General features: G+C 71.6%; 19 protein-coding genes. 7 read left to right on the forward strand and 12 right to left on the reverse strand.

Features of this window, described 5'->3' with window-relative positions; all coding sequences use genetic code 11:
- Positions 1-237: 237 nt before the first annotated feature.
- The 4 genes from ACFY6S_RS07550 to ACFY6S_RS07565 form a co-directional block, all read right to left on the reverse strand.
- Positions 238-756, reverse strand: a complete 519-nt coding sequence (locus ACFY6S_RS07550; RefSeq protein WP_388819909.1) for a SixA phosphatase family protein — start codon at positions 754-756, stop codon at positions 238-240.
- Between the two features lie 93 nt (positions 757-849).
- Positions 850-1,059, reverse strand: coding sequence for a hypothetical protein (locus ACFY6S_RS07555; protein WP_388819911.1), 210 nt, complete (start codon positions 1,057-1,059; stop codon positions 850-852).
- Between the two features lie 235 nt (positions 1,060-1,294).
- On the reverse strand, positions 1,295-1,411 hold the full coding sequence (locus ACFY6S_RS07560) for an SGM_5486 family transporter-associated protein (protein WP_388819914.1): 117 nt from the start codon (positions 1,409-1,411) through the stop codon (positions 1,295-1,297).
- A 4-nt stretch (positions 1,412-1,415) separates the two neighbouring features.
- The gene (locus ACFY6S_RS07565; protein ID WP_388819917.1) at positions 1,416-2,735 is read right to left on the reverse strand and encodes a CynX/NimT family MFS transporter; all 1,320 of its coding nucleotides are present in this window, start codon (positions 2,733-2,735) and stop codon (positions 1,416-1,418) included.
- Positions 2,736-2,804: 69 nt separating this feature from the next.
- Here ACFY6S_RS07565 and ACFY6S_RS07570 point away from each other — a divergent pair, with 69 nt between their 5' ends.
- Positions 2,805-3,479 carry a FadR/GntR family transcriptional regulator gene (locus ACFY6S_RS07570; RefSeq protein ID WP_388819920.1) on the forward strand — a complete coding sequence of 225 codons (675 nt, stop codon included), beginning with the start codon at positions 2,805-2,807 and terminating at the stop codon, positions 3,477-3,479.
- A gap of 52 nt (positions 3,480-3,531) precedes the next feature.
- Here ACFY6S_RS07570 and ACFY6S_RS07575 read toward each other — a convergent pair whose 3' ends face one another.
- The 3 genes from ACFY6S_RS07575 to fabG form a co-directional block, all read right to left on the reverse strand.
- Entirely contained in the window at positions 3,532-3,906 is a 375-nt protein-coding gene (locus ACFY6S_RS07575) for a hypothetical protein (protein ID WP_388819923.1), read from the reverse strand.
- A 169-nt stretch (positions 3,907-4,075) separates the two neighbouring features.
- Positions 4,076-4,843 carry an enoyl-ACP reductase FabI gene (gene fabI, locus ACFY6S_RS07580; RefSeq protein ID WP_388819926.1) on the reverse strand — a complete coding sequence of 256 codons (768 nt, stop codon included), beginning with the start codon at positions 4,841-4,843 and terminating at the stop codon, positions 4,076-4,078.
- Positions 4,844-4,847: 4 nt separating this feature from the next.
- The gene (fabG, locus tag ACFY6S_RS07585) at positions 4,848-5,567 is read right to left on the reverse strand and encodes a 3-oxoacyl-[acyl-carrier-protein] reductase (protein ID WP_388819929.1); all 720 of its coding nucleotides are present in this window, start codon (positions 5,565-5,567) and stop codon (positions 4,848-4,850) included.
- 230 nt (positions 5,568-5,797) lie between these two features.
- Between fabG and ACFY6S_RS07590 the strand changes: the two genes are divergently transcribed.
- The 3 genes from ACFY6S_RS07590 to tyrS are packed head-to-tail and all read left to right on the forward strand — an operon-like array spanning position 5,798 to position 10,042.
- Complete coding sequence (locus ACFY6S_RS07590) at positions 5,798-7,321, forward strand: TldD/PmbA family protein (protein WP_388819932.1); 1,524 nt, start codon at positions 5,798-5,800, stop codon at positions 7,319-7,321.
- Complete coding sequence (locus tag ACFY6S_RS07595) at positions 7,318-8,718, forward strand: metallopeptidase TldD-related protein (RefSeq protein ID WP_388819935.1); 1,401 nt, start codon at positions 7,318-7,320, stop codon at positions 8,716-8,718. The genes ACFY6S_RS07590 and ACFY6S_RS07595 overlap by 4 nt, the downstream gene beginning before the upstream one ends.
- A gap of 55 nt (positions 8,719-8,773) precedes the next feature.
- Positions 8,774-10,042: a tyrosine--tRNA ligase gene (gene tyrS / locus ACFY6S_RS07600; protein WP_388819938.1), complete on the forward strand. Its 1,269-nt coding sequence runs from the start codon at positions 8,774-8,776 to the stop codon at positions 10,040-10,042.
- A 105-nt stretch (positions 10,043-10,147) separates the two neighbouring features.
- On the opposite strand, the gene ACFY6S_RS07605 is transcribed toward tyrS, so the two are convergent.
- Positions 10,148-10,441: a GlsB/YeaQ/YmgE family stress response membrane protein gene (locus tag ACFY6S_RS07605; protein WP_388819941.1), complete on the reverse strand. Its 294-nt coding sequence runs from the start codon at positions 10,439-10,441 to the stop codon at positions 10,148-10,150.
- Positions 10,442-10,654: 213 nt separating this feature from the next.
- Between ACFY6S_RS07605 and ACFY6S_RS07610 the strand changes: the two genes are divergently transcribed.
- Positions 10,655-11,011, forward strand: a complete 357-nt coding sequence (locus ACFY6S_RS07610; RefSeq protein WP_388819944.1) for a DUF3099 domain-containing protein — start codon at positions 10,655-10,657, stop codon at positions 11,009-11,011.
- 322 nt (positions 11,012-11,333) lie between these two features.
- Positions 11,334-11,621, forward strand: coding sequence for a hypothetical protein (locus tag ACFY6S_RS07615; RefSeq protein ID WP_388819946.1), 288 nt, complete (start codon positions 11,334-11,336; stop codon positions 11,619-11,621).
- On the opposite strand, the gene moaA is transcribed toward ACFY6S_RS07615, so the two are convergent.
- From moaA to ACFY6S_RS07630, 3 genes are all read right to left on the reverse strand, one after another.
- Positions 11,604-12,593 (reverse strand): GTP 3',8-cyclase MoaA, encoded by a 990-nt coding sequence (gene moaA / locus ACFY6S_RS07620; protein ID WP_388819948.1) that lies wholly within the window; start codon positions 12,591-12,593, stop codon positions 11,604-11,606. The genes ACFY6S_RS07615 and moaA overlap by 18 nt on opposite strands.
- Before the next feature lie 208 nt (positions 12,594-12,801).
- Positions 12,802-14,460, reverse strand: coding sequence for a cation acetate symporter (locus ACFY6S_RS07625; RefSeq protein WP_388819951.1), 1,659 nt, complete (start codon positions 14,458-14,460; stop codon positions 12,802-12,804).
- Complete coding sequence (locus tag ACFY6S_RS07630; protein WP_388819954.1) at positions 14,457-14,825, reverse strand: DUF485 domain-containing protein; 369 nt, start codon at positions 14,823-14,825, stop codon at positions 14,457-14,459. Before ACFY6S_RS07630 ends, ACFY6S_RS07625 begins: the two co-directional genes overlap by 4 nt.
- Positions 14,826-15,088: 263 nt before the next feature.
- Between ACFY6S_RS07630 and ACFY6S_RS07635 the strand changes: the two genes are divergently transcribed.
- A complete protein-coding gene (locus ACFY6S_RS07635; RefSeq protein ID WP_388819957.1) occupies positions 15,089-16,642 on the forward strand; it encodes a S8 family serine peptidase in 1,554 nt (517 codons plus the stop codon).
- A 244-nt stretch (positions 16,643-16,886) separates the two neighbouring features.
- Here ACFY6S_RS07635 and ACFY6S_RS07640 read toward each other — a convergent pair whose 3' ends face one another.
- Complete coding sequence (locus ACFY6S_RS07640; protein WP_388819961.1) at positions 16,887-17,603, reverse strand: VIT family protein; 717 nt, start codon at positions 17,601-17,603, stop codon at positions 16,887-16,889.
- Positions 17,604-17,683: the final 80 nt, after the last annotated feature.

Genomic DNA, 17,683 nt, shown 5'->3' on the forward strand with positions numbered 1-17,683 from the left:
ATCCCCCGCGTTCGGGGGGGCGGGCCCGGCGGGCGCCCCCCCGGCCCCGCCCCCCCCCCCCCGCCCCCCCCCGGGGGGGGGGCGGGGGGGGGGCGGCGGGCCCCCCCCACGTCGGGCCGCACCGGGCGGGCGGCTCCGTACGTACGGACGGAGCGTAGGGGCGGACCGTGAGGGGCAGGCCATACGGAACCACCCGCCACGAACCGCTACGAAACGGTCGCCGGCGGCCACCCGCGGTCAGTCGTGCGGGCTCCAGAACTGGTCGAGCCTGCCCACGCCGTGCTCCACGGACTTCCAGGTGCCGCTGAAGCCGATCACGGCGAACGAGGAGGTCGGGAACCCGCTGCGCGTCATCCGCCCCAGCGCGCCGGGGTCCGCCTCGCCCGCGAGGGCGTCGGCGAGGGCGTGCGTGCCGGGGTTGTGACCGATCAGCAGGAGGTCGCCCACCTCGTCGGGCGTCTCGTTGACCACGGCGATCAGCTCGCCGAGAGACGCCTCGTAGAGCCGGTCCTCGTAGACGGTCCTCGGACGCTGGGGCAGCTCCTGCACGGCCAGCTTCCAGGTCTCGCGGGTTCTGACCGCGGTCGAGCAGAGAGCCAGGTCGAAGTCGATTCCGGTGCCGGCCAGAGTGCGGCCCGCGAGGGACGCGTCCGCACGGCCTCTCTCGGCGAGCGGACGCTCATGGTCGGACACCTCGGGCCAGTCGGCCTTCGCGTGCCGGAGTAGGACGATCCTTCGGGGTGTATCGACGCTCATGCACTCCAGCTTCGCATGAAAGGCGCCATGGGGCGCAGGGTGTTGACGGGCGGCCCCCGGCACCGGTGAACCCGGCCGGGGCCCCGGGCGCCGCTATCCGGCGAACGTCATACGGACGTGCTCCAGGATGCGCCCGACCGTCGGGTCGCCCGTCGCGGCGTGCGCCTGCTCGGGGCCGGTCATCAGCAGGAAGAGCGCCCCGAAGGCGAGCGCGGGAAGGGCTATGGACCACCACGGCAGACGGACGTCGAGGCCGCCGGAGGGGGCCTGGGGGCTGGTCCGGGAGTGCCTGTGGGCCGGCATGGCCACCTCCGTCGGTCTGGGGTCCGTGGGCTCCGAACCTGGCGGTTCGGGCTACCTCAGAACCTACGGATCGTGGAGCGCCGGGCCCATCCGGTGATCCACCCACTTCACCCTGACCCCTGCCCCCTAGGGGATGCGGGGGAAAGCCCCCCTGTGCTTCACGGCTCGGTTCGCCTCCCGGGTGCTTTCGGGCGCCTCCCGGGTGCTTCGGGTCCCTGTCGGGGGCCGGGCCGGCTCACGGACTGGCGAGGGTCGCGACGATGCCGATGATCACCATGATGCCGATGATGGCGCCGAAGACGAGGAGCAGCTTCCGCTGGCCGTTCTGGGGGTTCGGGTCGAGGACTGGCATGCGCTCAGTCTCGCACCCGGGTCTCGTCCTCGATCGTCCGGTCCCGCCCCGCGACCGCGCCCGCCAGCATCTGCGGCACGAGGAAGGCGGCCATCAGCGCGATCGGCAGCCCCCAGCCGCCGGTGTGCTGGTAGAGGACGCCGACCAGCAGCGGCCCGGGGATGGAGATCAGATAGCCGGTGCTCTGGGCGAAGGCGGAGAGCCGTACGACGCCCGCGCCGGTACGCGACCGCATGCCGATCATGGTGAGGGCCAGGGGGAAGGCGCAGTTCGAGATGCCGAGGAGCAGCGCCCAGAGCCAGGCGCCCTGGGCCGGTGCGAAGTACAGGCCCGCGTAGGCCACCAGTCCGCACAGCCCGAGGGCGAGGACGATCGGCGTCTGGTTCCTCATCCGCGCGGCCACGCGCGGGATCACGAAGGCCAGGGGCACGCCCATGACCATGGTCAGCGCGAGCAGCAGTCCTGCCGTGCCCGCCGAGACGCCCGCGTCCCGGAAGATCTGCGGCATCCAGCCCATGGTGATGTACGCGCCGGTGGCCTGGAGGCCGAAGAAGCAGGCCAGCGCCCAGGCCGTGCGGCTGCGTCGGAGCAGCAGGCCGGTGGGTGCCGCGGAGGGAGCGGCCGACCCGGGCCCGGTGCCGCGCTCGCGGATCAGTCCGAGCCAGGGCAGCACGGCCACGGCGGCGAGCACCGCCCAGATCCCGAGCCCGGGCCGCCAGCCGCCGAGCGCCCGCGTCATGGGGACGGTCACCGCCGCGGCGCCCGCCGTACCGAGGGCGAGGGCCATCGAGTACAGCCCGGTCATGGTGCCGACCCGGTCGGGGAAGTAACGCTTGACGATCACCGGCATCAGTACGTTGCTGACGGCGATGCCCATGAGCGCGCACGCGCTGGCGACCAGGAAGAGGGCCGTGCCGCCGGCGAGCGGGCGCAGGGCCAGCCCCGCGGTGATCGCGACCATGCCCGCGAGAACGACGGCGCCGGGCCCGAACCGCCGGGCCAGCCGGGGCGCGGCGAAGCCGAAGACCGCGAAGCACAGGGGCGGTACGGAGGTGAGGACGCCCGCGACGCTGCCGCTCATGTGCAGTCCGACCCGTACCTCTTCGAGGAGCGAGCCGAGGCTGGTGATGGCGGGGCGGAGATTGAGGGCGGCGAGCACGAGCCCGGCGACGAGGAGCCGGGTGCGCCAGAGCGACGCGCGGGAGAGCGGGGCAGGCGGGAGCGCGTCGGCCGGTCCGCCGGATGCGGGCACCGCCGTCGAGACGGCGGAAGGTATCGGGGAGGTGGTCCGGGGCTGTGTCGGAGGCTGCGGCTCATCGGGCATGGGCCCATCATAGAATGATGGGATGACTTACTCTCCCCTCCCCCTCGACTGATCACTCGGGAGCGACACATGGCGTTGACCTCACCCCGGCGTACGGCACTCTCCGACCAGGTGATCACCGAGCTGCGGACCCAGATCACCTCGGGCGCGTGGCCGGTGGGCTCCCGTATCCCGACCGAACCCGAACTGGTCGAACAGCTCGGCGTGGCCCGCAACACCGTCCGCGAGGCGGTCCGCGCGCTCGCCCACAACGGGCTGCTGGACATCCGGCAGGGCTCGGGGACCTATGTCGCCGCGACCAGCGAGCTGGCCGGGGTGATGCACCGCAGATTCGCCGACGCTGACCCCCGGGACATCGCCGAGCTGCGTTCGACGCTGGAGTCCTCGGCCGCGCGGCTGGCCGCCGAGCGGCGTACGGACCGGGACCTGCGCCAGTTGGAGGACCTGCTCGCCCGGCGCGAGGCCGCGTGGAGCGCGGGCGAGGCGGAGCCGTTCGTCGCGGCCGACGCGGCGCTGCACATGGCGGTCGTGGCGGCTTCGCACAACGAGGTGCTGGCCGCCGTCTACGCGGACCTCGGCCAGGTGTTGCAGGAGTGGCTGCGCCGCGACGTGGGCCAGGAGCTGCGCCCGGAGGACCACATGGACCACGCGCGGCTGGTGGCGGCGATCCGGGCGGGGGACGCGGAGACGGCGGCGAGGGAGGCGGCGGGGTACGCGCTCGCCTGCCTGGCCGACCGGGTCTGATCCGGGGCCCCGGGTGGGCGTCCCGTGCGCCGGAGGGGGGAGGCCGGTCCGGTCAGGGGCGCTCGTGGGTGACCCACGCCGCGCGTATCCCCTTCCAGCACCGGTCGGTGAGCGTGACGTAGCGCGCGGCCCCGACCTCGACGCGCGCGCTGTCGGTGCTCACGTCCCACCAGTGCTCGCACGTGACGTGGAGCTGGACGAGATCGGTGTCCGGGTACGGGTTGTGGCAGGACGCGGTCGCGCGTGAGCCCTCGATCTTCGTCAGACAGGTGGCGCGGGCCGGGGAGTCGCGGGATGGGGCAGCGCGGGACAGGGAGCGGGGTGCGGCGCGGTCCGGGACGGGACGGTCGCCGGCGGCCGCGAGGCCCGACGCGCTCGCCAGTACGGCCACGCCGAGCGCCACCGTACCGAGACGGAGCGGGCGCATGCGCACACCTCCTCCCCCGCGACGACCGGAACGCTCCGGTTCACCCAGTCTGCGGCGAACTGCCGTTCTTTTCGACTCGGGAGGGCGGGGGCGGGCCGGTGCTCACGAAAAGGCCGTGTGACCGTCCGGGGACGGTCACACGGCCTTCGGTCGATCAGGTGGGGCCGGGTCAGGCGCCCATCATGTGCACGCCGCCGTCGACGTGCACGATCTCACCGGTGGTCTTCGGGAAGAAGTCCGAGAGCAGCGCGACCACACCGCGGCCGGCCGGCTCCGGGTCGGTCATGTCCCACTCCAGCGGGGAGCGGTGGTTCCAGACGTCCGCCAGCTCCGCGAAGCCCGGAATGGACTTGGCGGCCATCGACTTGAGCGGTCCGGCGGAGACGAGGTTGCAGCGGATGTTCTGCTTGCCCAGGTCACGGGCGAGGTAGCGGGAGGTGGCCTCCAGCGCGGCCTTGGCCGGGCCCATCCAGTCGTACTGCGGCCAGGCGAACTGCGCGTCGAAGGTCAGGCCGACGACCGCGCCGCCCTCCTCCATCAGCGGCAGGCAGGCCATGGTCAGCGACTTCAGCGAGAACGCCGAGACATGCATCGCCGTGGAGACCGACTCGAACGGGGTGTTGAGGAAGTTGCCGCCGAGCGCGTCCTGCGGCGCGAAGCCGATGGAGTGCACGACGCCGTCCAGGCCGCCCAGCTCGTCCCGTACCAGCCCGGCCAGCCGGTCCATGTGCTCGGTGTCGGTCACGTCCAGCTCGATGACCTTGGCCGGCTTGGGCAGCTTCTTGGCGATGCGCTCGGTGAGCGTGGGCCGGGGGAAGGCGGTCAGGATGACCTCGGCGCCCTGCTCCTGGGCCACCTTGGCGGCGTGGAAGGCGATGGAGGACTCCATCAGCACACCGGTGATGAGGATGCGCTTGCCGGCGAGGATTCCACTCATGTGATCAGTGACCCATGCCCAATCCGCCGTCAACGGGAATGACGGCTCCAGTGATGTAAGAGGCGTCGTCGGAGGTGAGGAACCGCACCGTCGCGGCGATCTCCTCCGGCTGCGCGTAACGGCCGAGCGGCACCTGCGAGACGATGCCCGCGCGCTGCTCGTCGCTGAGGACCTTCGTCATGTCGGTGTCCACGAAGCCGGGCGCGACGACATTGAAGGTGATGTTCCGGGAGCCCAGCTCCCGGGCGAGCGAGCGGGCGAAGCCGACCAGCCCCGCCTTGGACGCGGCGTAGTTCGCCTGGCCCGCCGAGCCGAGCAGCCCGACGACCGAGGAGATGAGAACGACCCGGCCCTTCTTGGCGCGCAGCATGGCGCGGTTGGCGCGCTTGACGACACGGAAGGTGCCGGTGAGGTTGGTGTCGAGTACGGAGGTGAAGTCCTCCTCGGACATCCGCATCAGCAACTGGTCCTTGGTGACGCCGGCGTTGGCCACCAGCACCTCCACGGGACCGTGCTTCTCCTCGATCTCCTTGTATGCCTGCTCCACCTGTTCGGCATCGGTGATGTCGCAGCGGACCGCCAGGCACCCCAGCTCCGTCAGCGCCTCGGGCGGCTCGCCGGAGCGGTAGGTGATGGCGACCTTGTCGCCGTTGTCGGCGAAGGCGCGGGCGATGGCGAGGCCGATGCCCCGGTTTCCTCCGGTCACGAGAACCGAGCGGCTCAACGGATCAGCCTTTCCCTAGCGGTCTTGTATCGCTAGAAACCTATCGGCCCCGCACGGTCCGCAGGCACTCGGCCCCTGACAGCACCCGGGGACGGTCCCTGTCGGGTCCCTACAGAAAGGCGGCCGGCCCGAGCCGCCTCCGCCTCCCGCGTGCGACGACCGTGCTTCACTTCCGTCTGGTGGATTCAGTGGATTCAACGGCGCGAGCAAAGGAAATGGGGAGGCCGCACATGGCCCATGACATCGACCAGGAGTTCCTGGCGCTTCCGCTACGGGCCCTCGCCGACGCCGCGCTGGCCCGGGCGCGGGCGCTGGGGGCCGAGCACGCCGACTTCCGGTTCGAGCGGGTGCGCGGCGCGTCCTGGCGGTTGCGGGACGCGAAGCCGGCCGGGTCGTCGGACACCACGGACACGGGGTACGCGGTTCGGGTGGTGCACGGCGGGGCCTGGGGCTTCGCTTCCGGGGTGGATCTGACCATGGACGCGGCGGCGCGGGTCGCGGGGCAGGCCGTGGCGATGGCGAAGCTGTCGGCGAAGGTGATCGCCGCCTCGGGGTCCGACGAGCGCGTGGAGCTGGCGGACGAGCCGGCGCACGCCGAGAAGACATGGGTGTCGTCGTACGAGATCGATCCGTTCGATGTGCCGGACGAGGAGAAGGCGGCGCTACTGGCCGAGTGGAGCGGGCGGCTGCTCGGTGCCGAGGGGGTGGCGCATGTGGACGCGTCGCTGATGACCGTCCACGAGAACAAGTTCTACGCGGACACCGCGGGCACCGTCACCACGCAGCAACGGGTCAGGCTGCATCCGCAGTTCACCGCCGTGGCCGTGGACGGCGAGAGCGGCGGATTCGACTCGATGCGCACGATCGCGCCGCCGGTCGGCCGGGGCTGGGAGTACCTCACCGGGACCGGCTGGGACTGGGACGCGGAGCTGGAGCGGATTCCGGGGCTGCTGGCCGAGAAGATGCGCGCGCCGAGCGTCGAGGCGGGGACGTACGACCTGGTGGTCGACCCGTCGAATCTCTGGCTGACGATCCACGAGTCGATCGGCCACGCCACCGAGCTGGACCGGGCGCTGGGCTACGAGGCGGCGTACGCGGGCACGTCGTTCGCCACCTTCGACCAGCTGGGCACCCTGGCGTACGGCTCCCCGGTGATGAACGTGACGGGCGACCGCACCGCCGAGCACGGTCTGGCGACCATCGGGTACGACGACGAGGGCGTCGCGGCGCAGTCCTGGGACCTGGTCAAGGACGGCACGCTCGTCGGCTACCAGCTGGACCGGCGGATCGCGAAGCTGACGGGCCTCGGCCGGTCCAACGGGTGCGCGTACGCCGACTCGCCGGGCCATGTCCCCGTACAGCGCATGGCGAACGTGTCGCTGCGGCCGGATCCGGGCGGGCTGGCGACGGAGGATCTGATCGGGGGCGTGGAGCGCGGCATCTACGTGGTCGGGGACCGGTCGTGGTCGATCGACATGCAGCGCTACAACTTCCAGTTCACCGGTCAGCGGTTCTTCCGGATCGAGAACGGCAGGCTGGCCGGGCAGCTGCGCGATGTCGCCTACCAGGCGACGACCACCGACTTCTGGGGCTCCATGGAGGCGGTCGGCGGACCGCAGACCTATGTGCTGGGCGGCGCGTTCAACTGCGGCAAGGCCCAGCCGGGCCAGGTCGCGGCGGTGTCGCACGGCTGCCCGTCGGCCCTGTTCCGCGGCGTCAACATCCTCAACACCACGCAGGAGGCGGGCCGATGAGCAGCGCGATCAGGAGCAGCAAGCCGCACGAGATCGTCGAGCGCGCCCTCGAACTGTCCACGGCCGACGGCTGCGTGGTCATCGCCGACGAGCAGTCGTCGGCCAATCTCCGCTGGGCGGGCAACACGCTCACCACCAACGGCGTCACCCGGGGCCGCACGCTCACCGTCGTCGCCACCGTCGACGGCGCGCGGGGCACCGCCTCGGGCGTGGTGTCGCGCGCCGCCGTGACCGCCGACGAGCTGGAGCCGCTGGTGCGGGCCGCCGAGGCCGCCGCGCGCGGGGCCGGTCCCGCCGAGGACGCGACGGAGCTGGTCGGCGGCGGGCAGGTGTCGGGGGACTTCACCGACGCCCCGCTGGAGACGACCTCCGCCGTCTTCGCGGACTTCGCGCCGGCGCTCGGCGACTCCTTCGCCCGCGCCCGGTCCGGCGGCCGTGAGCTGTACGGCTTCGCCAACCATGAGATGACCTCGACCTACCTCGGCACCTCCACCGGCGTACGGCTGCGCCACGACCAGCCCACCGGGACACTGGAGCTGAACGCGAAGTCCCCCGACCGCACCCGGTCGGCCTGGGCGGGCCGGGCGACGCGCGACTTCAAGGACGTGGACCCGGCCGCGCTCGACGCCGAGCTGGCCCGCCGGCTGGCCTGGGCGGAGCGACGGATCGACCTGCCCGCCGGGCGGTACGAGACGCTGCTGCCGCCGACCGCCGTCGCGGATCTGCTGATCTACCAGCTGTGGTCGTCGGCCGCCCGCGACGCGGTGGAGGGCCGGACGGTCTTCTCCCGCCCGGGCGGTGGCACCCGCGTCGGGGAGACCCTCTCCGCGCTGCCGCTCACCCTGCGCAGCGACCCGCACGAGCCGGGCCTGGAGTCCGCGCCGTTCGTCATCGCGCACGCCTCGGGCGACGACGCGTCCGTCTTCGACAACGGTCTGCCGCTGGCGCCCACGGACTGGGTACGGGAGGGCACGCTGAACCGGCTGGTCACCACCCGGCACAGCGCCGCCCTGACCGGGCTGCCGGTCGCGCCCGGCATCGGGAACCTGATCCTGGACGGCGGCGGCGAGAAGTCGCTGGAGGAGATGGTGGCCGGCACCTCGCGCGGGCTGCTGCTGACCTGCCTGTGGTACATCCGTGAGGTCGACCCGGCGACGCTGCTGCTCACCGGACTGACCAGGGACGGCGTGTATCTGGTCGAGGACGGCGAGGTGGTCGGCGAGGTGAACAATTTCCGGTTCAACGAGTCCCCCGTCGATCTGCTGTCCCGGGCGACGGAGGCCGGGCGCACCGAGAAGACGCTGCCCCGCGAGTGGGGCGACTGGTTCACCCGGGCGGCGACACCCGCGCTGCGCGTCCCGGATTTCAATATGAGCTCGGTCAGCCAGGGCGTGTGACCCCCATAGACTGACCGGTGGTACATCCATTTGACGTGCGAGGAGAGACCCGACCGTGACGGACATCGTCGACGAGCTGAAGTGGCGTGGGCTGTTCGCCCAGTCCACTGACGAGGACGCTTTGCGCAAGGCGCTCGCGGACGGTCCCGTCACCTTCTATTGCGGCTTCGACCCCACGGCGGCCAGCCTGCACGTGGGACATCTGGTGCAGGTGCTGACCGTCCGCAGGCTCCAGCAGGCCGGGCACCGGCCGCTGGCGCTGGTGGGCGGGGCGACCGGGCAGATCGGTGACCCCCGGCCGACGGCCGAGCGGACGCTGAACGATCCGGAGACGGTGGCCGGCTGGGTGGCGCGGCTGCGGTCGCAGATCGAGCCGTTCCTGACGTTCGAGGGCCCGAACGCCGCCAGGATGGTCAACAACCTGGACTGGACGGCGGGGCTGTCCGCGATCGAGTTCCTGCGGGACGTCGGCAAGCACTTCCGGGTGAACAAGATGCTCACCAAGGACTCGATCGCCCGCAGACTGGAGTCGGACGAGGGCATCAGCTACACCGAGTTCAGCTACCAGCTGCTCCAGAGCATGGACTTCCTGGAGCTGTACCGGCGGTACGGCTGTGTCCTCCAGCAGGGCGGCAGCGACCAGTGGGGCAATCTCACCGCCGGTCTCGACCTGATCCACCGCGTCGAGCCGGGCGCCGAGGTGCACGCGCTGGCCACCCCGCTGATGACCAAGGCGGACGGCACCAAGTTCGGCAAGACGGAGGGCGGCGCGGTCTGGCTCGACCCGGAGATGACCACGCCGTACGCGTTCTACCAGTTCTGGCTCAACGTGGACGACCGGGACATCTCCGCGTACTCCCGCATCCTCAGCTTCAGGACGCGGGACGAGCTGGAGCAGCTCGAACAGCTCACGGCCGAGCGTCCGCAGGCCCGCGCGGCGCAGCGGGCGCTGGCCGAGGAGCTGACGACGCTGGTGCACGGCGCGGACCAGTGCGCGGCGGTCGTCGCCGCGTCCCGGGCGCTGTTCGGCCAGGGCGAGCTGACGGATCTGGACGAGGCGACGCTGGGCGCGGCGCTCTCCGAGGTGCCGCACGCCGAGGTGGCCGAGCCGCTGCCGGTGGTGGACCTGCTGGTCGAGGCCGGTCTGGCGCCGAGCAAGTCGGCGGCCCGCCGTACGGTCAAGGAGGGCGGCGCGTACGTGAACAACGTCAAGGTCGCCGACGCGGACGCGGTGCCCGGCCGGGCGGAGCTGCTGCACGGCCGCTGGCTGGTGCTGCGTCGGGGCAAGAAGAACCTGGCGGCGATCGAGGTCGCGGCGGGCTGACCGGGGTACGGCGGCGGCCGGGCCGTACGGGACATCCGTACGACCCGGCCGCCGTCGTCGTTCCGGTCCGTCCCGGCCCGGCAGGTGGGCGGAGGCGGGAGCGGGTCAGATGCGTTCCCTGGTTCCCCGGCTGCCCCGGTCGCCCCGGATCGCGCTCCACAGTTTCGCGCCCACGGCGACCACGATGATGGCCCCGATCAGCTGGAGCACATGGCGGGTCCAGTCGATTCCGCTGGTGTGGCGTACCCCGATCCAGCCGGCCACGGCGTTGCCGAGAATGCTGCCCAGGATGCCGAACACGGCCGTCAGCCACAGCGGGATGTGCTGTTTGCCGGGGATGATCGCCCGGGCGATCAGACCGAGCACCAGGCCCACAACGATGACCCACAACCAATTCATGGTCGCCTCCTCACGCGGCGCGATATGCGCATGAGCGTCAGTCTGCGGTGATCGCCCGGACGCCGCATGTCGGGCACGGCCGTACGGAGCCGGGCCGGAAGCCACCGGCGGGTCGGCGTCGCCCCGCTCTCGTGCCGGGGCGGGGCGCGGCGTACCGTGATAGGCGTCCGGGCCGGCGGCGCCCGGCACGGACACGTCGGGTGGTGGATCGGGATGCGGAAGCAGAGCGGCACGGAGGTCTTCCGGATCACGGGGGCGCGCCAGGGTCTCGCCGAGGATGTGCGGGGCCGTCAGCGCCGCTATGTGATCTCGATGCTGGTGCGGACCGTTTCGGTGATCGCGACCGTGGCGCTGTGGAACGTGCAGCGACCGGTGGCCATGGTGACGCTGGCCCTGGGGGTGCTGCTGCCCTATGTGGCGGTGGTGATCGCCAACGCGGGGCGTGAGAACGTCCCTTCGCTGCCGTCGACGTTCGTGACCCCGCCGGGCCCGACGATGATCGGGCCGCCGCCCGGCCCGGTCGTGGCGGCGGGGCCGTCGGCGGAGGGCGGGGCCGAGGACCGTCCGTAGGGCGGCACCTCCGCAGAGCGACCGCCGGCGGAGCGGCTGCCTGCGCGGTTCCGCCAAGCTCAAGAAAAGCTCAGATCAATCGTGAAGTTCTTGTGCACCACACCCCGTTGCGCGTGACATACTTTGCTTGCGCTCCGCATCCCCCGTCGGAGCGACGGACCGACGCCGGGCAGCTCCCCCCGTGGCTGCCCGGCGTCGCCTTTTCCGGTGTCGCGGCGCGCTCAGGGCCTCCGACGCCGGTGGCCTCGGACGGTGACTCTGCGCAGTGACCTCGGGCAGTGGTCTCGGGCAGTGACGTCGGGCTTGGGCCTAGGGTGGACGGGTGAACCTCCCCTTCCCCATCGGCCCCGCTTCCGGCGGCCACGATTCCGATGCCTCCGACACCGCGCCGGTCTGCTCCGCCAAGGGGTGCCGTACCGCCGCTGTCTGGGTGCTGGCCTGGAACAACCCCAAGCTGCACACTCCGGAGCGGCGCAAGACCTGGCTGGCCTGCGACGAGCACCGTGAGCATCTCTCGTCGTTCCTCGGGGTGCGCGGTTTCCTGAAGGACGTGGTGAGTCTGGCGGAGTGGGAGCGCGGGCCGGGCGCCGGGTCAGCCGCCGATGGCTGACATCGGGCGGTCCGGCTGAAGGAACGTCGGGTCGTCCAGCCCCGAACCGGCCTTCTTCCCCCACATCGCCAGCTTCCAGAGCCGCGCGATCTCCTCGTCGGGCGCTTCGGAGCGCAGCGCGCCGCGCAGGTCCGTCTCCTCTTGGGCGAACAGGCAGTTGCGCACCTGGCCGTCGGCCGTCAGCCGGGTCCGGTCGCAGGCGCCGCAGAACGGGCGGGTGACGGAGCCGATGACCCCGACGCGGTGCGGGCCGCCGTCCACGAGCCAGCGCTCGGCGGGGGCGGAGCCCCGGGCCTTCTCGTCCTCCTCGGTGAGCGTGAAGCGGGTGCGCAGCGAGGCGAGGATGTCACCGGCGGTTATCATCCCGTCGCGCTTCCAGCCGTGCTGGGCGTCGAGGGGCATCTGCTCGATGAACCGCAGCTCGTAGCCGTGTTCCACGGCCCAGGCCAGCAGGTCGGGCGCCTCGTCGTCGTTGAGACCGGGCATCAGGACGGTGTTGACCTTGACCGGGGTCAGCCCCGCTTCGTGCGCCGCGCGCAGCCCGTCGAGGACATCGGCGTGGCGGTCGCGCCGGGTGAGGGTCTTGAAGGCGTCGGGCCGCAGGGTGTCCAGCGAGACATTGACCCGGTCGAGCCCGGCGTCCCGCAGCGCGGCGGCCGTGCGCCGCAGACCGATGCCGTTGGTGGTCAGCGACAGCCGGGGACGGGGCTCCAGCGCCGCGCATCGCTCGACGATCCCCACCAGACCGGGCCTGAGCAGGGGTTCTCCACCGGTGAAGCGGATTTCGGTGATGCCCAGACGGGTCACGGCCAGCCGGATCAGCCGGACGATCTCGTCGTCGCTGAGCAGATCGGACTTGGTGAGCCACTGGAGGCCCTCCTCCGGCATGCAGTACGTGCACCGCAGATTGCAGCGGTCCGTCAGCGAGACGCGCAGGTCGGTGGCGACCCTGCCGTAGGTGTCGATGAGCACGATGACCCTCCTCCCGGTGGAACAGTCCGGTGGCCGATGAGACAAGCCCGGTGGGCGGCCCCGGTCCTCGGCCCGGACAACTCCGAGCCTACGTCAGGCCGCTGACAGCGCCGGGGGTCCTGCCGCCTCCGGGGACGGCCATGACCGGGTCGCGGGGCTCGCGACCCGGCCACGGCCGGGGTCCCGGAAGTGCGGACCGGTGCCCGGGTCAGTGCGCTCCCGTGCCGGTGAGGGACTTGACCTCCAGCTCCGCGTACTTGCCCGTGTCGGGCCGCTCCTTCGACAGGACGGTCCCGAGCCAGCCGAGCAGGAAGCCCAGCGGGATCGAGATCAGTCCGGGGTTCTCCAGCGGGAAGAAGTGGAAGTCGGCGTCGGGGAACATCGAGGTGGGCTTCCCCGAGACGACCGGCGAGAACAGCACCAGCAGGACGGAGGAGGCCAGACCGCCGTAGATCGACCACAGGGCACCCTGCGTGGTGAACCTCTTCCAGAAGAGGCTGTAGAGGATCGTCGGCAGGTTGGCCGAGGCCGCGACGGCGAAGGCGAGCGCGACCAGTCCCGCCACGTTCAGATCGCGGGCGAGGGCGCCGAGCGCGATGGAGACGATGCCGATGGCGACGGTCGCCCAGCGGGCGGCCCGTACCTCCTCCTGCTCGGTCGCCTCACCCTTGCGGATGACATTGGCGTAGATGTCGTGCGCGAACGACGAGGAGGAGGCCAGCGTCAGGCCCGCGACCACGGCGAGGATGGTGGCGAACGCGACCGCCGAGATCACCGCGAGCAGGATCGCGCCGCCGGTCGAGCCCGCGCCGCCGCCGATCTCCAGGGCGGCCAGCGGTGCCGCCGTGTTGCCCGCCTTGTTGGAGGCGATGATGTCGCCCGGCTTGAGCAGGGCTGCGGCGCCGAAGCCGAGCACGATGGTCATCAGATAGAAGGCACCGATGATGCCGATGGCCCAGATGACCGACTTCCGGGCGGCCTTCGCGGTCGGGACGGTGTAGAAGCGGATCAGGATGTGCGGCAGCCCCGCCGTGCCGAGCACCAGGGCGATGCCCAGAGAGATGAAGTCCAGTTTCGAGGTCGCGGTGGCTCCGTACTTGAGCCCCGGCTCCAGGAAGGCCGCGCCCTTGCCGCTGTTGCTCGCCGCCGAACCCAGCAGGTCGGAGAGGTTGAAGTGGAACTTCAGCAGGATGAGGAACGTGATCAGCAAGGTCCCGGCGATGAGCAGGACGGCCTTGACCATCTGGACCCAGGTGGTCCCCTTCATGCCGCCGATGGTGACGTACACGATCATCAGCAGGCCGACCAGCGCGACGATGGCGATCTTCCCGGCGTCGCTGGTGATGCCGAGCAGCAGCGAGACCAGGACGCCGGCGCCGGCCATCTGCGCCAGCAGATAGAAGATCGACACGACGATGGTGGAGGTACCGGCGGCCGTGCGCACCGGGCGCTGGCGCATGCGGTACGCGAGGACGTCACCCATCGTGTAGCGGCCGGAGTTGCGCAGCGGCTCAGCGACCAGCAGCAGCGCCACCAGCCAGGCGACCAGGAAGCCGATCGAGTAGAGGAAGCCGTCGTAGCCGAAGAGGGCGATGGCCCCGGCGATGCCGAGGAACGACGCGGCGGACATGTAGTCGCCGGAGACCGCCAGACCGTTCTGGAAGCCGGTGAACTGCCGTCCTCCCGCGTAGAAGTCGGAGGCGCTCCTGGTCTGGCGGCCGGCCCACACGGTGATGACCAGGGTGGCGACGACGAACAGTCCGAAGAGCGTGATGATCAGCGGCCGGTGCTCGCTGGCGTCCCCGGCGGCGGCGAGCCGCAGGGGCGCCTCGGCGGACGCGCCGACGAGTGCGAAGGGGTGGCTCATGCGTCCGCCTCCATACGGGACTTGATGGCCCGCGCGGCCGGGTCGAGGCGGCGGGCCGCGTGGCGCGAGTAGATCCAGGCGATCAGGAAGGTGGTGACGAACTGCGCGAGACCGAGGATCAGCGCGACGTTGATGTTGCCGAAGACCTTGGTGCCCATGAAACCGCCCGCGTAGTTGGACAGCAGCACGTACACCAGGTACCAGGCGATGAAGGCGAAGGTCAGCGGGAAGGCGAAGGAGCGGTACGTACGGCGCAGTTCGCCGAACTCGGCACTCTCCTGCACCTCGACGAACTGGGCCGTCGTGGGCCGGGCCGGCGTGGACGGGGCCGGCGCGGGCTCGGGCGGCGGGGCATCGGAAGCCACGGAATCTCCTCGTGACGCGGGTGCGGTGGAGTGGGACACGGGGGAATACCTCACAGGGTCGGGCGGACACTCGTCCCCCTGACAACGGCACGGGAAGCGCGGCGACTCGGTTCAACCCCGGGGTTTTTCTTCCGAAAGTGATTCCGGAAATGATTCCGGGAACGATTGAAGGTCACCGGTGATCAGCGATAACTTCACTGGTCATGTACCCGTCCAAGCGCGGCCCGCGCGGGGCGGCTCTCAAAAGATGATGTGGAGACCCCATGGCTCATCCGGGATCCAGACGGCGGCGCGCACTCGCCCTGCCGGTAGGTCTGGCACTCACCGTCTCGCTCGGCTTCCTCCCCGCGGCCTCGGCGTCGGCCGCCCCAGCGGGCGGGCCCACGCCGGTCGTGACGGACGGCCCGAAGCTGTCGTACGTGGTGAACACGTACGGCGGCATCCTGACGGCCAAGTCCGTCAGGAAGGCGATAGACCGGGCCGGCGGCACGGTGGTGACCACCTATGACCAGATAGGTGTCACCGTCGCCACCTCGCAGAACCCGGACTTCGCGAAGACCGTGCGCCGGACCCCCGGTGTCCTGTCGGCCGGCGCCACCCGCACCGCGCCGCTGCCCTCGCAGTCCACCACGGACATCGGCACACCCAGGGAACTGACGGCCGAGCAGGTCGAGGCGGCGACGGCGGCCACGGCGAAGGCGTCGAAGTCGGCGGGGGCCGACGCCCAGGACCCGCTGGAGCCGTTGCAGTGGGACCTGCCCGCCATCAACGCGGACAAGGCGCACCTGAAGACGCTGGGCAGCTCCAAGGTCACTGTCGGGGTCATCGACACGGGTGTCGACGACACCCACCCGGACCTCGCGCCGAACTTCAACCGCGCGGCGTCGGTCAACTGCGTGAGCGGCAAACCCGACACGGCGGACGGCGCCTGGCGCCCGACCACCGGGGAGAGCCCGCACGGCACGCATGTCGCGGGCGAGATCGCCGCGGCGAAGAACGGCGTCGGCGTCACCGGTGTGGCGCCGGGCGTGAAGGTGGCGGGCATCAAGGCGTCCACGCCGGCCGGCTACTTCTACGCCGAGGCCGTCGTGTGCAGCTTCGTCTGGGCCGCCGAGCACGGCATCGACGTGACGAACAACAGCTATTACACCGACCCGTGGTACTTCAACTGCCTGAACGACCCGGACCAGAAGGCCCTGGTCGACGCGATCACCCGGGCCACCCGGTACGCGGAGAAGAAGGGCACGGTCAACGTGGCCGCGGCGGGCAACGAGAACTACGATCTCGCGTCCCACTCGATCACCGACTCGTCCAGCCCGAACGACTCGACCCCCGGTGACCGTGTCGTCGACCCGGCCAAGTGCTTCGACATCCCGACCCAGCTGCCGGGTGTGGTGACGGTCGCCTCCACCGGCGCCAAGGGCCTGAAGTCCTCCTTCTCCAACCACGGTCTGGGCGTCATCGACGTCGCGGCCCCCGGTGGCGACTCCACCCGCTACCAGACCCCGGCGCCCCCGGCGACCAGCGGTCTGATCCTCGGCCCGCTGCCGGGCGGCACCTGGGGCTACATGGCCGGTACGTCGATGGCCTCCCCGCACGTCGCGGGCGTGGCGGCGCTGCTGAAGTCGACGCACCCGCACGCCTCGCCGGCGGCCATCAAGGCGCTGCTGAAGGTCCAGGCGACTCCGACCGTCTGCCCGGAGACGTACGACATCGACGGTGACGGCGAGGTCGACGCCGTGTGCACCGGCGGCAAGCGCCACAACAGCTTCTACGGGGCCGGTCTGGTCGACGCCCTGGCGGCGGTGCGCAAGTAACGTCCGCACGGCAGGCGTCCGTTCGGACGCGCCGACGCACGGCGGCGGGCCGTCCCCCGAAAGCGGGAGGCGGCCCGCCGTCGTGCGTCGGGTCGTACGGCGGTGGGCGCGGCGGTCCGCCGGACGGTGAGGCTGTCGGTGACCGACGGCGCTGTCGTCGCGCGCCCGCCGGGCATGACGGAACAGCCCTTGGCCCCTCACGGCCATCGGCGAGCCCGGAGGACCTCGGCGGACAGAGGGCAAGCTAAACGCCCGCCGCCCCCAGCAACGTCCCCGCCGCGTACGTCACCCCCATCGCCAGCGCCCCGCCGCCCATGTTCCGCAGCAGCGCGGGGCGCAGGGGCGCCGTGCCGAGGCGGGCGCTGCCCCAGCCCGTCAGGGCGAGTGCGGCCAGCACCGAGAGCACCGTGACCGTCAGCCGCAGCGAGGCCGGGGGCAGGACCATCGCGAGCAGCGGCAGCAACGCGCCCGCCGTGAAGGCGAGGAAGCTGGCGCCCGCCGCGTGCCAGGGGTTGGTGAGGGCGTCCGGGTCGATGCCCAGTTCCACGCGCGCGTGGGCCTGCAGGGCGTCACGGCGGGTGAGTTGCTCCGCGGCTTCGCGCGCGACGTCCTCGGTCAGACCGCGGTCGGCCAGCATCCGGGTGAGTTCGTCGAGTTCGGCCTGCGGCTCCTCCCGCAGTTCACGGCGTTCCTGTTCCAGGGCGGCCCGCTCCGAGTCGCGCTGGGTGGACACCGATACGTACTCCCCCGCCGCCATCGACATCGACCCGGCCAGCAGCCCGGCGAGACCGGCCGTCAGAAGAGTGGTGCGCGCGTCGGTGGCCCCCGCCACGCCGACCACGATGCCGGCGGTCGAGACGATGCCGTCGTTGGCGCCGAGGACCGCGGCGCGCAGCCAGTTGAGGCGTGAGCCGAGGGCGCCGCCGTGCGGTTCGCCCTCGTGAGGGGTGGGGTCGGTCACCCGGGGAGCCTCTCACGGCCCGGACGGGACGGGCCGGTGGCACGGGGAGCGCGGCCGCTCGCCTTCCCCCGTAAGGGCCT

Source organism: Streptomyces sp. NPDC012835, from assembly GCF_042900885.1.
In the GTDB taxonomy this organism is placed as follows: Bacteria; Actinomycetota; Actinomycetes; order Streptomycetales; family Streptomycetaceae; genus Streptomyces.

Excerpts from the sequence above, each read along its gene's own strand:
- ACFY6S_RS07595 (WP_388819935.1), top strand. The coding sequence starts at position 7,318 with ATGAGCAGCGCGATCAGGAGCAGCAAGCCGCACGAGATCGTCGAGCGC.
- ACFY6S_RS07555 (WP_388819911.1), bottom strand. The coding sequence starts at position 1,059 with ATGCCGGCCCACAGGCACTCCCGGACCAGCCCCCAGGCCCCCTCCGGC.
- ACFY6S_RS07625 (WP_388819951.1), bottom strand. The coding sequence starts at position 14,460 with ATGAGCCACCCCTTCGCACTCGTCGGCGCGTCCGCCGAGGCGCCCCTG.
- ACFY6S_RS07570 (WP_388819920.1), top strand. The coding sequence starts at position 2,805 with ATGGCGTTGACCTCACCCCGGCGTACGGCACTCTCCGACCAGGTGATC.
- ACFY6S_RS07635 (WP_388819957.1), top strand. The coding sequence starts at position 15,089 with ATGGCTCATCCGGGATCCAGACGGCGGCGCGCACTCGCCCTGCCGGTA.
- ACFY6S_RS07590 (WP_388819932.1), top strand. The coding sequence starts at position 5,798 with ATGGCCCATGACATCGACCAGGAGTTCCTGGCGCTTCCGCTACGGGCC.
- ACFY6S_RS07605 (WP_388819941.1), bottom strand. The coding sequence starts at position 10,441 with ATGAATTGGTTGTGGGTCATCGTTGTGGGCCTGGTGCTCGGTCTGATC.
- ACFY6S_RS07610 (WP_388819944.1), top strand. The coding sequence starts at position 10,655 with ATGCGGAAGCAGAGCGGCACGGAGGTCTTCCGGATCACGGGGGCGCGC.
- ACFY6S_RS07565 (WP_388819917.1), bottom strand. The coding sequence starts at position 2,735 with ATGCCCGATGAGCCGCAGCCTCCGACACAGCCCCGGACCACCTCCCCG.
- ACFY6S_RS07575 (WP_388819923.1), bottom strand. The coding sequence starts at position 3,906 with ATGCGCCCGCTCCGTCTCGGTACGGTGGCGCTCGGCGTGGCCGTACTG.
- ACFY6S_RS07550 (WP_388819909.1), bottom strand. The coding sequence starts at position 756 with ATGAGCGTCGATACACCCCGAAGGATCGTCCTACTCCGGCACGCGAAG.
- ACFY6S_RS07560 (WP_388819914.1), bottom strand. The coding sequence starts at position 1,411 with ATGCCAGTCCTCGACCCGAACCCCCAGAACGGCCAGCGGAAGCTGCTC.
- fabI (WP_388819926.1), bottom strand. The coding sequence starts at position 4,843 with ATGAGTGGAATCCTCGCCGGCAAGCGCATCCTCATCACCGGTGTGCTG.